This is a genomic window from Paraburkholderia sp. UCT70 (assembly GCF_050434085.1).
Classification (GTDB): domain Bacteria; phylum Pseudomonadota; class Gammaproteobacteria; order Burkholderiales; family Burkholderiaceae; genus Paraburkholderia; species Paraburkholderia tuberum.
This window is the reverse complement of sequence record NZ_JBNPVZ010000004.1, coordinates 193,203-206,680: the sequence shown is the minus strand read 5'-3', so window position 1 is coordinate 206,680 and position 13,478 is coordinate 193,203. Positions and strand designations below refer to the sequence as shown.

General features: G+C 59.2%; 7 protein-coding genes, 2 tRNA genes and 3 rRNA genes. 4 read left to right on the top strand and 8 right to left on the bottom strand.

The window, feature by feature from the left end:
• Nucleotides 1–177 precede the first annotated feature (177 nt).
• The 6 genes from rrf to OKW41_RS26525 all read right to left on the bottom strand — a co-directional run bounded on the left by rrf (nucleotide 178) and on the right by OKW41_RS26525 (nucleotide 7,193).
• A 5S ribosomal RNA gene (gene rrf, locus OKW41_RS26550) occupies nucleotides 178–291 on the bottom strand.
• Between the two features lie 252 nt (nucleotides 292–543).
• Nucleotides 544–3,425 (bottom strand): 23S ribosomal RNA (locus OKW41_RS26545).
• A 366-nt stretch (nucleotides 3,426–3,791) separates the two neighbouring features.
• Nucleotides 3,792–3,867, bottom strand: a tRNA-Ala gene (locus OKW41_RS26540).
• A gap of 53 nt (nucleotides 3,868–3,920) precedes the next feature.
• Nucleotides 3,921–3,997: transfer RNA gene (locus tag OKW41_RS26535), tRNA-Ile, on the bottom strand.
• Between the two features lie 79 nt (nucleotides 3,998–4,076).
• Nucleotides 4,077–5,607 (bottom strand): 16S ribosomal RNA (locus OKW41_RS26530).
• The 16S, 23S and 5S rRNA genes sit together here with 2 tRNA genes alongside, the layout of an rRNA operon.
• Nucleotides 5,608–6,077: 470 nt before the next feature.
• Nucleotides 6,078–7,193 (bottom strand): AI-2E family transporter, encoded by a 1,116-nt coding sequence (locus OKW41_RS26525; RefSeq protein ID WP_429574477.1) that lies wholly within the window; start codon nucleotides 7,191–7,193, stop codon nucleotides 6,078–6,080.
• Nucleotides 7,194–7,465: 272 nt separating this feature from the next.
• On the opposite strand from OKW41_RS26525, the gene OKW41_RS26520 reads away from it, so the two are divergent.
• The 4 genes from OKW41_RS26520 (at nucleotide 7,466) to OKW41_RS26505 (ending at nucleotide 11,362) form a co-directional block, all read left to right on the top strand.
• On the top strand, nucleotides 7,466–8,680 hold the full coding sequence (locus OKW41_RS26520) for a DUF2863 family protein (RefSeq protein WP_429452032.1): 1,215 nt from the start codon (nucleotides 7,466–7,468) through the stop codon (nucleotides 8,678–8,680).
• 213 nt (nucleotides 8,681–8,893) lie between these two features.
• A complete protein-coding gene (locus OKW41_RS26515; RefSeq protein ID WP_429452033.1) occupies nucleotides 8,894–9,775 on the top strand; it encodes a LuxR C-terminal-related transcriptional regulator in 882 nt (293 codons plus the stop codon).
• Between the two features lie 120 nt (nucleotides 9,776–9,895).
• Nucleotides 9,896–10,570, top strand: coding sequence for an energy-coupling factor ABC transporter permease (locus OKW41_RS26510; RefSeq protein ID WP_429576483.1), 675 nt, complete (start codon nucleotides 9,896–9,898; stop codon nucleotides 10,568–10,570).
• A 174-nt stretch (nucleotides 10,571–10,744) separates the two neighbouring features.
• Nucleotides 10,745–11,362 (top strand): BspC domain-containing protein, encoded by a 618-nt coding sequence (locus OKW41_RS26505; RefSeq protein ID WP_429574476.1) that lies wholly within the window; start codon nucleotides 10,745–10,747, stop codon nucleotides 11,360–11,362.
• A gap of 111 nt (nucleotides 11,363–11,473) precedes the next feature.
• On the opposite strand, the gene OKW41_RS26500 is transcribed toward OKW41_RS26505, so the two are convergent.
• Nucleotides 11,474–12,640, bottom strand: a complete 1,167-nt coding sequence (locus OKW41_RS26500) for a M14 family metallopeptidase (RefSeq protein ID WP_429574475.1) — start codon at nucleotides 12,638–12,640, stop codon at nucleotides 11,474–11,476.
• 52 nt (nucleotides 12,641–12,692) lie between these two features.
• Nucleotides 12,693–13,475 (bottom strand): peroxide stress protein YaaA, encoded by a 783-nt coding sequence (yaaA, locus tag OKW41_RS26495; RefSeq protein WP_184072133.1) that lies wholly within the window; start codon nucleotides 13,473–13,475, stop codon nucleotides 12,693–12,695.
• Nucleotides 13,476–13,478: the final 3 nt, after the last annotated feature.

The following is a 13,478-nucleotide window of genomic DNA, read 5'->3' as shown; positions in this document are numbered from 1 at the left end:
TGTCCGAATTTGCGCGCCCACCTCTAAGCGTCGATCAACAGGCTACTTTTGGCAGTGGCTGGCAACGGCGTCCGGCCACGCTTATTGTTCGTGCTCGGTCGAGCATGTTGCTGTTGATTTGGGCCGTGTAAACGCAAAAACCCCACCGCGGCGGGTGGGGTTTCTGACTGGGGAGGAGCCTGACGATTACCTACTTTCACACGGGCAATCCGCACTATCATCGGCGTGGAGTCGTTTCACGGTCCTGTTCGGGATGGGAAGGGGTGGGACCGACTCGCTATGGTCATCAGGCATGACGGGTTGCTGCGTCGCAGGGTTGGAGTCAACCGGTTGCGCCACAGCCAATCGGGAAGAAGCGTAAAGGATTCGGGTGGGGGTTGTGTTGTTTCTGGCACAACACCGATCTCAACCGTGTGCGTGTTCCTGCCCCCTTCGGGGGTGGGGTCCGGGTAAGCGCTTTGCATGGGCCCGGAGTAAGTGCTGAAGCACTAACTCCGGCCGACAGCTGAAGCGCTCACGCTGACCGCAAAACACACCGGTTATAGGATCAAGCCTTACGGGCAATTAGTATCAGTTAGCTCAGTACATTACTGTACGTGCACACCTGACCTATCAACGTCCTGGTCTTGAACGACCCTTCAAGGGGCTCGAAGCCCCGGGGATATCTCATCTTAAGGCGAGTTTCCCGCTTAGATGCTTTCAGCGGTTATCTCTTCCGAACATAGCTACCCGGCGATGCCACTGGCGTGACAACCGGTACACCAGAGGTTCGTCCACTCCGGTCCTCTCGTACTAGGAGCAGCCCCCTTCAAATATCCAGCGCCCACGGCAGATAGGGACCAAACTGTCTCACGACGTTTTAAACCCAGCTCACGTACCTCTTTAAATGGCGAACAGCCATACCCTTGGGACCGGCTACAGCCCCAGGATGAGATGAGCCGACATCGAGGTGCCAAACACCGCCGTCGATATGAACTCTTGGGCGGTATCAGCCTGTTATCCCCAGAGTACCTTTTATCCGTTGAGCGATGGCCCTTCCATACAGAACCACCGGATCACTATGACCTGCTTTCGCACCTGTTCGACTTGTCAGTCTCACAGTCAAGCACGCTTATGCCATTGCACTATCAGCACGATTTCCGACCGTACCTAGCGTACCTTCGTACTCCTCCGTTACACTTTGGGAGGAGACCGCCCCAGTCAAACTGCCTACCATGCACTGTCCCCGACCCGGATCACGGGCCAAGGTTAGAACCTCAAACAGATCAGGGTGGTATTTCAAGGACGGCTCCACGCAGACTGGCGTCCACGCTTCATAGCCTCCCACCTATCCTACACAGACCGGTTCAAAGTCCAATGCAAAGCTACAGTAAAGGTTCATGGGGTCTTTCCGTCTAGCCGCGGGGAGATTGCATCATCACAAACACTTCAACTTCGCTGAGTCTCGGGAGGAGACAGTGTGGCCATCGTTACGCCATTCGTGCAGGTCGGAACTTACCCGACAAGGAATTTCGCTACCTTAGGACCGTTATAGTTACGGCCGCCGTTTACCGGGACTTCAATCAGGAGCTTGCACCCCATCATTTAATCTTCCGGCACCGGGCAGGCGTCACACCCTATACGTCCACTTTCGTGTTTGCAGAGTGCTGTGTTTTTATTAAACAGTCGCAGCCACCAGTTTATTGCAACCCTTTCACCCTTCTGGCGCAGGCCAGTCAGGCTATGAGGGCGTACCTTATCCCGAAGTTACGGTACCAATTTGCCGAGTTCCTTCTCCCGAGTTCTCTCAAGCGCCTTAGAATACTCATCTCGCCCACCTGTGTCGGTTTGCGGTACGGTCACTGTGAAACTGAAGCTTAGAGGCTTTTCCTGGAACCCCTTCCAGTTGCTTCGTCGCCTGAGCGACTCGCCTCGCACCCTTGAATTCCGCGCCCGGATTTGCCAAAGCGCCTTCTCCAATGCAAGGACCGGGACTTCCAACACCCGGACAACCTTCCGCGATCCGTCCCCCCATCGCATTTCACAATGGTGCAGAAATATTAATCTGCTTCCCATCAGCTACGCATTTCTGCCTCGCCTTAGGGGCCGACTCACCCTACGCCGATGAACGTTGCGTAGGAAACCTTGGGCTTACGGCGAGGGGGCCTTTCACCCCCTTTATCGCTACTCATGTCAGCATTCGCACTTCCGATACCTCCAGCACACTTTCCAGTGCACCTTCGCAGGCTTACGGAACGCTCTCCTACCATGCACATTGCTGTGCATCCGCAGCTTCGGTATATGGCTTAGCCCCGTTACATCTTCCGCGCAGGACGACTCGATCAGTGAGCTATTACGCTTTCTTTAAAGGGTGGCTGCTTCTAAGCCAACCTCCTGACTGTTTTAGCCTTCCCACTTCGTTTCCCACTTAGCCATATTTGGGGACCTTAGCTGGCGGTCTGGGTTGTTTCCCTCTTGACACCGGACGTTAGCACCCGATGTCTGTCTCCCGTGATTGCACTCTTCGGTATTCGGAGTTTGCTATGGCGTAGTAATCCGCAATGGACCCCACAACCATGACAGTGCTCTACCCCCGAAGGTGATACACGAGGCACTACCTAAATAGTTTTCGGAGAGAACCAGCTATTTCCAGGTTTGTTTAGCCTTTCACCCCTATCCACAGCTCATCCCCTAACTTTTCAACGTTAGTGGGTTCGGTCCTCCAGCACGTGTTACCGTGCCTTCAACCTGGCCATGGATAGATCACCTGGTTTCGGGTCTACACCCAGCGACTGGACGCCCTGTTCGGACTCGCTTTCGCTACGCCTGCCCTAATCGGTTAAGCTCGCCACTGAATGTAAGTCGCTGACCCATTATACAAAAGGTACGCCGTCACCCCTTCGCAGAGGCTCCGACTGTTTGTATGCATGCGGTTTCAGGATCTGTTTCACTCCCCTCCCGGGGTTCTTTTCGCCTTTCCCTCACGGTACTGGTTCACTATCGGTCGATCACGAGTATTTAGCCTTGGAGGATGGTCCCCCCATCTTCAGACAGGATTTCACGTGTCCCGCCCTACTTCTCGTACACCCAGTTCTTCCATGCTGTTTTCGTCTACAGGGCTATCACCTGCTATGGCCGCACTTTCCAGAGCGTTCGACTAACAATACAGATAACGTGTACAGGCTGATCCCATTTCGCTCGCCACTACTCTGGGAATCTCGGTTGATTTCTTTTCCTGCGGTTACTTAGATGTTTCAGTTCACCGCGTTCGCTTCACGCAGCCTATGGATTCAGCTACGGATACTCCATTAGGAGTGGGTTTCCCCATTCGGACATCTCCGGATCAATGCTCGTTTGCCAGCTCCCCGGAGCTTTTCGCAGGCTACCGCGTCCTTCATCGCCTGTGATCGCCAAGGCATCCACCACATGCACTTGTTCGCTTGACCCTATAACGGGTGTGTCTCTGTCGACCAGTGTTAGCGCTTTAGCGCTTACTCTGGTCCCATCCCCGGAGGGGACAGGTTCCCAAAGGAGTCGACCATTCACGTTCCGTTACAGGTTGAGTATTCGTGTTGCGCCGTATTCCAAGGCAATCTTTCGATCACCTTTAAAATACATCGATACAATCACAACCCTGATTCACCTACTCACACACCCATCTCCAGGTATGCTTTCGTGAATCTCTTTACTACTTCTTCCTGATTGTTAAAGAACGGCAGCCGGTATGAAGCCTGTGCCTCATACCGCCCTGACTGGCTCAATCGCCAATGCGCAACGCTCTGCCTTCAGGCAGAACCCTGCGCATTGAGGATTGGTGGAGGATGACGGGATCGAACCGACGACCCCCTGCTTGCAAAGCAGGTGCTCTCCCAGCTGAGCTAATCCCCCAGTCCCACAGCTATTCCAGCGGCCCCAGCCCTTCAGCTCACCAGACAAGACCGTGGTGGGTCTGGATGGATTCGAACCATCGACCCCCGCCTTATCAAGACGGTGCTCTAACCGGCTGAGCTACAGACCCCTGATGTCTGTCTGCGTTGCTTCCATTAACCACAGCCGATAAGCGTGAGCACTTGAGTGCAGTGAATGCACAGCTCTGGAAAGGAGGTGATCCAGCCGCACCTTCCGATACGGCTACCTTGTTACGACTTCACCCCAGTCATGAATCCTACCGTGGTGACCGTCCTCCTTGCGGTTAGACTAGCCACTTCTGGTAAAACCCACTCCCATGGTGTGACGGGCGGTGTGTACAAGACCCGGGAACGTATTCACCGCGGCATGCTGATCCGCGATTACTAGCGATTCCAGCTTCACGCACCCGAGTTGCAGAGTGCGATCCGGACTACGATCGGTTTTCCGGGATTGGCTCCACCTCGCGGCTTGGCAACCCTCTGTTCCGACCATTGTATGACGTGTGAAGCCCTACCCATAAGGGCCATGAGGACTTGACGTCATCCCCACCTTCCTCCGGTTTGTCACCGGCAGTCTCCCTGGAGTGCTCTTGCGTAGCAACTAGGGACAAGGGTTGCGCTCGTTGCGGGACTTAACCCAACATCTCACGACACGAGCTGACGACAGCCATGCAGCACCTGTGTTACGGCTCCCTTTCGGGCACTCCCGCCTCTCGGCAGGATTCCATACATGTCAAGGGTAGGTAAGGTTTTTCGCGTTGCATCGAATTAATCCACATCATCCACCGCTTGTGCGGGTCCCCGTCAATTCCTTTGAGTTTTAATCTTGCGACCGTACTCCCCAGGCGGTCAACTTCACGCGTTAGCTACGTTACCAAGCCAATGAAGGCCCGACAACCAGTTGACATCGTTTAGGGCGTGGACTACCAGGGTATCTAATCCTGTTTGCTCCCCACGCTTTCGTGCATGAGCGTCAGTATTGGCCCAGGGGGCTGCCTTCGCCATCGGTGTTCCTCCACATCTCTACGCATTTCACTGCTACACGTGGAATTCCACCCCCCTCTGCCATACTCCAGCGCTGCAGTCACCAATGCAGTTCCCAGGTTAAGCCCGGGGATTTCACATCGGTCTTACAGCACCGCCTGCGCACGCTTTACGCCCAGTAATTCCGATTAACGCTCGCACCCTACGTATTACCGCGGCTGCTGGCACGTAGTTAGCCGGTGCTTATTCTTCCGGTACCGTCATCCCTCACGGATATTAGCCACGAGGTTTTCTTTCCGGACAAAAGTGCTTTACAACCCGAAGGCCTTCTTCACACACGCGGCATTGCTGGATCAGGCTTGCGCCCATTGTCCAAAATTCCCCACTGCTGCCTCCCGTAGGAGTCTGGGCCGTGTCTCAGTCCCAGTGTGGCTGGTCGTCCTCTCAGACCAGCTACAGATCGTCGGCTTGGTAGGCCTTTACCCCACCAACTACCTAATCTGCCATCGGCCGCCCCTTGAGCGCGAGGTCTTGCGATCCCCCGCTTTCCTCTCCCGAGCGTATGCGGTATTAATCCGGCTTTCGCCGGGCTATCCCCCACTCCAGGACACGTTCCGATGTATTACTCACCCGTTCGCCACTCGCCACCAGACCGAAGTCCGTGCTGCCGTTCGACTTGCATGTGTAAGGCATGCCGCCAGCGTTCAATCTGAGCCAGGATCAAACTCTTCAGTTCAAACCTGTTACTGTTTTCGGGCTCTCTCGAACCCGGTCGCTCACTCAACGTACTGACGATGATTGATCCGTCTTCCGACAGACAAACCTTCCTCCAATACTGTGTGAGGCTTCTGATACTTCTGCCTGACAGCAGATTCCACAGAATCCGCCGCCGCATTCCGCATCAAGCGCCCACACTTATCGACTGTTAGTTTTTAAAGATCGGTCCGCCAGACCCGCAGCGCCTGAACCACCACTACCCGGCACTGCTTCGTTTGCGTCGCTGCGTCTGCAGCAGAGAAACGGGATTATGGAGAACTTCCGTCGGATCGTCAACAGGTTTTTATCACTCCGCTTAACCTGCCCACGCCGCTGAAGCCCTCGCCCTCAAAGGCTTCCCGCTTCTCCGCACCCCGGCGTCCGGAGCGCGAAAGAGCGGAATTCTAGTCACCGCAGCCAGAACTTGCAAGCGAAATCTTGGGGTTTTCCTTAGGGGATCTTTCCCATACGGTCCGGATCGTCTATCGTTGGGGTTTTCACTTCGGGCGCCAGCGTCTGGGCGGCGGATGCGCCGATCGTCCAATCATGTAACACGGTATAAGCGACCGCCAGCAACGTCGGGCCGATGAAAACACCAAGAAAACCAAACGCAAACGCGCCGCCGAGGATGCCGAGCATTACCAGAATCAACGGCATGTCACTGTTTTTGCCAATCAGGATCGGCTTGATGACGTTGTCGGCCATGCCGACAACCAGCAGGCCCCATATGACCACAAAAATCGCCCATCCAGTCGACCCGCCCTGATACAGCCAGATCGCTGCCGGCAACCAGACAATGACCGGACCGCCCGGCACCACCGACAGAAAAAACGTCACGAGCCCGAGCAACGCCGGCGCCGGTACGCCCGCCATCCAGAAACCGAATCCCGCGAGAACCGCCTGTACGAGGGCCGTACCAAGAATCCCGTAGACCACCCCCTTCACCGTGCTGCCCGCCAGCGCCAGCAGATAGTCGGCGCGCTCACCGGCTACTCGACGCATGCCGGCGTTCAGCCAGGCGGCCGCCCCCTCGCCACCGGTATAAAAGAAGAACGCGAGCACGATGCTCAACGCCAGCAGCCCCAGCCCATGCGTCACCGCAAGCGCCGCCGCCAGAATCCACTTCCCAGCCGGCGCGGCGAGCGTGCGCAATTGCGCGATCAACTCGGAATTGCTGCTGGTCAAGCGCTCCCAAAAGGCCTCGATGCTCGAACCAACCAGCGGGATCCGCTGCACCCACGGCGGCAGATCGGGCAACCCCGACTCGAGAAGTCTTTGCACCAGCGCAACGATGTCGTGAACATGCGCGCCGAACGCGAAACCCGCATAGACGAACGGCCCGAGCACCACGACCAGAATAATCAGCACGATCAAGGTCGCGGCCAGCTTGCGCCGCCCGCCGACCACGCCAGTGAGTCGCCGGTAGAGTCCCCAGGAACTGTAGCTGAGGATGGCGCCCCACAGCAGCGCGGTCGTAAATGGCGCCAGCACCAGCAACGACCCACCCACGAGCACAATCAATGCGAATACCGCGGCAAGTCGCTCGATCAGTTGGTCAGATTTCACGATGAATCTCCTATTGCGCCAGACCGTGGCAATGACATGACACACGCCCGTCAGGCGCCCGCTGAACGCCGTCAGTATAGAAGCGAGTCGGGCGTCCGGGGTGTCTTATACCATCCCGCCAGGGTGTTGCGAGTCGCTTGCGACTGTGCCGGTGGCGACCGCATTTTTTGAGATGAAAGGGCCCAAATTGCCCGGAGATTGCTGGCCAATCCATATAGCTGCCTGGAAAAGACTAGAATATAAGGTTCCGTGCCCCCAATTTTTCTGGATTTATGCGCTCGCGAATCGCCAAACGTCTCCCTCCCGACGCCGACAAGCTCGTCGGTCTCTCGCTCGCGCTTTTCGCGTCGGGCAGCCGTACCGAAGATCGCTTCTGGGAAGCGAAGCTCGACGCGCTGCTGGCCAAAGTCGTGCGCAACGCCAACCAGACTACGCTGGACGCCGCGCTCGACCATCTGCAGCAAAACCATCCGGATGCCTACGGCGCGCTGGCCGACATGGCGGAAACGCACAGCGAATCGTTCGTGATCGAACATGAAGGCGTGTCTTATGAAGCGCTGCTGATCGCCGCGCCTGTGCTCGCCTGGACCCGCTACGTGATTCCGTCCGGCCCGCTCAAGTCCGACGCCGCCGACGCCCTGCGCGCACACCTGCAAGCGCACGTGCTCGCTGCCGACACGCGCGTGGCAATGGCTCCATTCCTGTTCAGCATCGACCAGTTGCCGCGCCATCACGTCGAAACGTGGCGCATCGCCCAGCAACTTGCGCAAGCCGCGGTCAGCGGCGGCAACGCGAAGCTCAATTTCGGCGAACTGCCGGAGACCTCGCCGATTCTGGCGGACCCGCGCTTTCTGCTCGCCGTAGTCGCCGCTCCCGTCGGCGGCGCGACGTTCCGCTGGCAGGAAGAAGAGCACGGCACTCGCATCGAGCGCGGCCAATGTCTCGAGCAATGGGCCACCCAAGGCGGCGCGAATCTGTCGGTCGTGCTGCCGGGCTGCGAATTCGAATGTCTGCTGCCGGATGCGTACTACTCGGCGTGCCGCGACGCCGATGAAAGTGTGCGTCCGCACACCGTGCGTACCGCCGTGCGTTATCTTTTCGACACTATTGGCGCGGCGCCGCAGGATCTGCGCGCGGTGGTCGCCGGCTTCGGCGAACGGCGCATCGACGAGTACCGCGTCGGCTTCACGCGCAAGGGCAGCAACGACGTGATCTACGGTGTCGTGTGGCCACTCTACGGCCGCGAAAACGGCGAGGCGGGCATCGACGAGGAGCCGGAGGAAATCACCGGCTCGGACGAACCGCTCGAGGAAATCGTCGCGCTGCTCAAGGAAACCGGCATCACGGATGTGCGCCGCCACGCGGGCCGCTTCGAGCCGGAATATTGCGACGACTGCGGCGTGCCGCTGTATGCGGACCCGCTCGGCGAAATCGTCCACGCGGAAATGCCCGAAGACGCCGAGCCCGCGCAACCCCATTTCCATTGACACCGAAGTCGACATCCCTGCCTTATCGCAAAAAAGCCCCGTATATCCGGGGCTTTTTTGTTGATTGTCCGCATTTCTTATGCCTTTTGGACAGCCGTCAAAACGAAGGGAATTTGTCATCATAGGCACCGTGACGCATCGCCGTGATCGAGTCAGCTCCACGAGTCCCACAGATGCGTCGCGCCATTTCGCCCGATACATCTGGAGACATGCATGCGCTTCGCGATTCTCAGTTCAAACGCAGAACGACGTGATGGACTCAAAGCCTTGCTGCGGCAGATCGACCGGCTGGCGCGCTTCACAGAAGCCGATGAATGGCGTCTGCTCGAACGTCCGTTCAAGCGTTATCGGCCTGATCTCGTCGTGATCGACTGGGAGGACTGGATGTCGGTTGCGCAGGTGCGCGCGCTGCTCAGCTACTTTCCGGACCTGCGCATCAGCGTGCTCACCGACGGGACTTTGCCCGCGCTCGTGCGCGCGCTGATGGACGAAGGTGTGCTCGGCGTTGTTCCACGCGACACCGATCCCTGCCTGATCGTGCGCGCATTGGAAATGGTGCTGCTCGGCGGTCACTACGTGCCGCCCGGCGCGCTGGCGATCGATCCGCCGCTGCCGACCGACACCGCGATCCGTACGTTCGACGAAGAAAGTCCGCCGCCCCGCCGCAACAAACTCTCGGGCGGGCTGTCACCGCGGCAGGAGCAGATCATGCGCTGCGTGCACATGGGCAGCACCAACAAGATGATCGCGCGCACGCTCGGCATTAGCGAAGGTACGGTCAAGATCCACCTGACGAGCATATTCCAGCAACTTGGTGCGCCCAATCGCGCCGCGGCGGTCGCGCTTTACAACGGATGGCTCACGAATCATTTGCAAGTGCTGCGCAACAACGGCGAGCACAACGCGCGGCCGGTCATACGCGGGCAGCCTGGCCCAGTTCCGCTCCGGCGCCGCACACGTGCGCGCTCCCAGTATCCGTTGCCGGGCAGCGACACCAGTAGCGCGCTACCGATGGCCGCGGAACCCGCCACGTCGTACGGTGAGGCCCCACAAGGCCGGCCCGCGCGGAAGTCGGTCGGGCCGGGTTCCGCATGACGCGGGGCGCGGGGCACGCCGCGCGCATGGGTTGGAACGTCCGCATGCGCGCAGCGTCGAGGGTGGGCTGGCATGGAATCCGCTCACACCTTTTGTCGTCCAACGAGTAATATGAGACACATGGGTTTCCTCTACACACCGCTTCCGTTTTGGGTCGCTGTCGGTGGCTGGATTGCCACTGCGATAGTGGTCGCGCTCGCGCTGTGGAAAAAACCTTTCAAAAGACTTCAGGACGGCACGCTCCAGCATGTCTGGCTCGCGATAATCGTCGCGGTGTCGGTGCTGTGGTCGAGCAACGCCTGGCTCGACGACGGCACCGTGATGCACCTGCTCGGCGCCACGCTCGTCGTCACGCTGTTCGACTGGGGGCTCGCCCTGATCGCGATGGCGGTGGTCGCGGGTCTGGCCGCTGTCGTCTTCGATGCGCCGTGGCAGGGCATCGCGCTGACGTTCCTTGTGTACGGAGCCCTGCCCGTCGCCATCTCGACCTTGCTCCAGCGAATCTGCACCGCGTGGCTACCGCGCAATCTTTTCATGTTCATCTTCGGCCAGGGCTTCGTTTCGCCCGCCATTGCCGTGTCGTTGACGGCCGCGGCAGCGCTCGGCATCCATATCGCGGTGTCCGGCGGTTCGATGACCGTGGTGCCGATCGGCTACGCGCTCAGCGTGCTGCTGCTCGCCACCGGCGAAGCATGGTTCACTGGCATGGCGACCGCGCTGATCGCGGTCTACCGTCCCGCATGGGTGACCACCAACGACGTGCGGCGCTATCGTCTGGGCGGCCCGCGCACCTGAGAATGCGCGCTTTGACGTCGCGTGCGGCGCATCTGTGATAATCAGCGCCTCGTCACTGGAGACTTTTCGGGCGCCCCCATCAGGACAAGGCAGAATATTTGCAGCAACATTGAACTCAACCCTTGCGCGCGGCATCTTATTTGCCTCATCTCCCATTTGCGTCTACAGAACTAGATGGATCGCACCAATGTACCGAGCCGGTTGCTGCGGGTGATCGGCCGGTTGGCAGCCTGCGCAGCGAGTCTCTCGCTCATCTGCGCGGCTCCCGCATTCGCTGATCAGCTCGAACAGCACAACGACCTCGTCAAAAGATTTATCACCGAAATGCACGCGGATCCGCTCGTCGCGGACTGCGCCGCGCATGGCGACTTCGTCGCGAGCACGTCGACCGCTTTCGACCACGTCGAATTCCCGTCCAGTTCGTTCGACAGTGCGCACTCGTCGGTCACGCCATGGAACGACTCGTTCGACGAAGGCAAGCAGCGTGTCAAGGTGGACAGCATTGTCACCGTCGAGGGCGTCGGCGTGCGCCAGGACAACTCGGGCGAGCCGGCCGATCTGAAATTCCGCTGCGGCTACGTCGGCTCGCAGATGCTCGCGTTCAGCTGGAACGATCCGGTACCGCCAAACCGCGCGCATAGCGCGGGATCGGGCAAGCACAAAGGCGGCAAAGGCAAGCACGCGGTCGGCGGCAAGACGTCGAACAAGTCGTCGAAGACAGGCTCGGGCCAATCGTCGCGCACGACGTCGAGCAAATCGGCAAACAAGAGCTCGAAGAAGAAGAGCCAATGACATCTGGCGCTGATCGAGCAGCGCCACCGTCCGATCAGTCGCCCCAATAAAAAACGAGGCACGCACTTTTGCCGTGCGTGCCTCGTTTTTTGTGTCCATCCGTCCGCTTCTTCAGGCGAACGCCTCCACGTGTCGGAGGATCGCTTGCAACATTGCGGCGCCAAGCGATGCGCTGCGCTCGCCGTTCCAGCCGACCCGCTCGTCGGGCAGATTTGCGTTGTCCTTGAACGGCATTTCCAACGTCAACGACAGACAGCCGAATTCGTTGCCGATGTACTTCGACGCGAGCTTCAACGCATCCTCTCGATACTTGCTCGCCGCATAACCATACTTGTCCTGAAAATCCGGACTCGCGTGCTTGAACGCCTCGATGAACGCCGCCTGCTCGCGGCCCTGCCGCTCGGTGAAGCCCGGCAACATTTCGGAGCCCGCGACGAACACATACGGCAATGCCTCGTCGCCATGAATATCGAAGAACAGGTCGCAGCCTATCGCATGAATCGCGTCGCGCACCACCAGCACCTCGGGACTGCGCGCGGCATCCGGCTCCATCCATTCGCGATTCAGGTTCGCGCCGGCCGCGTTGGTGCGCAGATTGCCGCGCACGCTGCCGTCCGGATTCATGTTCGGCACGATGTGAAACACCGCATGATCGTAGAGTTTGCGCGCGACCGGGTCGCCCGCCCAATCGCCCCAACCGACGAGGCGCTTCACGAACCCCTCGATGAACCATTCGGACATCGTCTCGCCCGGATGCTGCCGGGCAATCAGCCAGATGTTCTTTTTGGGCGCGGCGTTGGCGGCATCGTTGGCGGACGGCGTGCCGAGCGTGAGCAGCGAAATCGGTCGCCCTTCGACTGTCTTGCCGAGTTCGGTCAGCGACGCGTGCGGCATCTGCTGCACGGCGCCGAGAAACTCGGCATGACGCTCCTCGCTGTACGGTTCGAAGTAAGCGTAGTAGATGCTGTCGAAATCGGGCGTATGGTCGATCGTCAGCACGCGGCCGTCGTACGACGTCGGCACGCGAAACCAGTTCACGCGGTCGTAGCTCGCGACCGCCCGATAGTCGCGCCAGCCCTCCGCGAACGCGCACGCGGCGGCGTTCTCGAAGGTCATCACGCAGCGCTCGCCCGCCGCGCCCGACAGGCGGAAATAGAACCACTGCGCGAACTCGGCGTGGCTGTCGGGCCGTACGCGCAGGCGAATATTGCCGGCGTCCTCGCAGGACAACACATCAACTGCGCCTGCGTCGAAATTGCTCGTAATCGATAACGTCATCGGAGTCTTCCCTGCCTGAATTCAAGCTGCCTTTTTTAGCGCAGCGGCACGCTTATTCCGCAACGCGGCGGCGAAATACGAAAGTGGAGTCGTTCGAGGCTTCGGCACAGAACGCGTAGCCTTCGGTCTCGAAGTCCTTCAACTGCTCGGGACGATCGAGGCGATTTTCCACCGCGAAGCGCGCCATCAAGCCGCGCGCGCGTTTTGCATGGAAGCTGATGATCTTGTAGCGGCCGCCCTTCCAGTCTTCGAACACCGGCGTGACGACCGGCGCGTCGAGCAGCTTCGGCTTGACCGACTTGAAGTATTCGCCCGATGCGCAATTGACCAGCACGCGCGAGGTGGCCGCATTCTTCTTCAACTGCGCGTTCAACGCGTGCGTGATCCGCTCGCCCCAGAACGCGTACAGATCCTTGCCGCGCGGGTTGACGAAACGCGTGCCCATTTCGAGCCGGTACGGCTGCAGCAGATCGAGCGGACGCAGCAGGCCGTAGAGGCCCGACAGCACCCGCACGTGATTCTGCGCATAGTCCAGATCGGCCGACGACAACGTCTTCGCATCGAAACCTTCGTACACGTCGCCGTTGAAAGCGAGCACCGCCTGCTTGGCGTTGTGCGTGCCGAATTGCGGCGACCAATCCGCGTAACGCTGGAAATTGAGGTGCGCGAGCTGATCGGAAATGCTCATCAGCGAAGCGATCTGTTGCGGCGACAAACGGCGCAGGCCGCTGATCAGTTCGGCGGCGTCATCGACGAAATCGGGGATCGTGTGCTTTTTGACGTGCGGCGGGGTGTCGTAGTCGAGCGATTTCGCCGGCGACAGAACGATTATCATAGA

Excerpts from the sequence above, each read along its gene's own strand:
- OKW41_RS26520 (WP_429452032.1), top strand. The coding sequence starts at position 7,466 with ATGCGCTCGCGAATCGCCAAACGTCTCCCTCCCGACGCCGACAAGCTC.
- OKW41_RS26515 (WP_429452033.1), top strand. The coding sequence starts at position 8,894 with ATGCGCTTCGCGATTCTCAGTTCAAACGCAGAACGACGTGATGGACTC.
- OKW41_RS26510 (WP_429576483.1), top strand. The coding sequence starts at position 9,896 with ATGGGTTTCCTCTACACACCGCTTCCGTTTTGGGTCGCTGTCGGTGGC.
- OKW41_RS26505 (WP_429574476.1), top strand. The coding sequence starts at position 10,745 with ATGGATCGCACCAATGTACCGAGCCGGTTGCTGCGGGTGATCGGCCGG.
- OKW41_RS26500 (WP_429574475.1), bottom strand. The coding sequence starts at position 12,640 with ATGACGTTATCGATTACGAGCAATTTCGACGCAGGCGCAGTTGATGTG.
- yaaA (WP_184072133.1), bottom strand. The coding sequence starts at position 13,475 with ATGATAATCGTTCTGTCGCCGGCGAAATCGCTCGACTACGACACCCCG.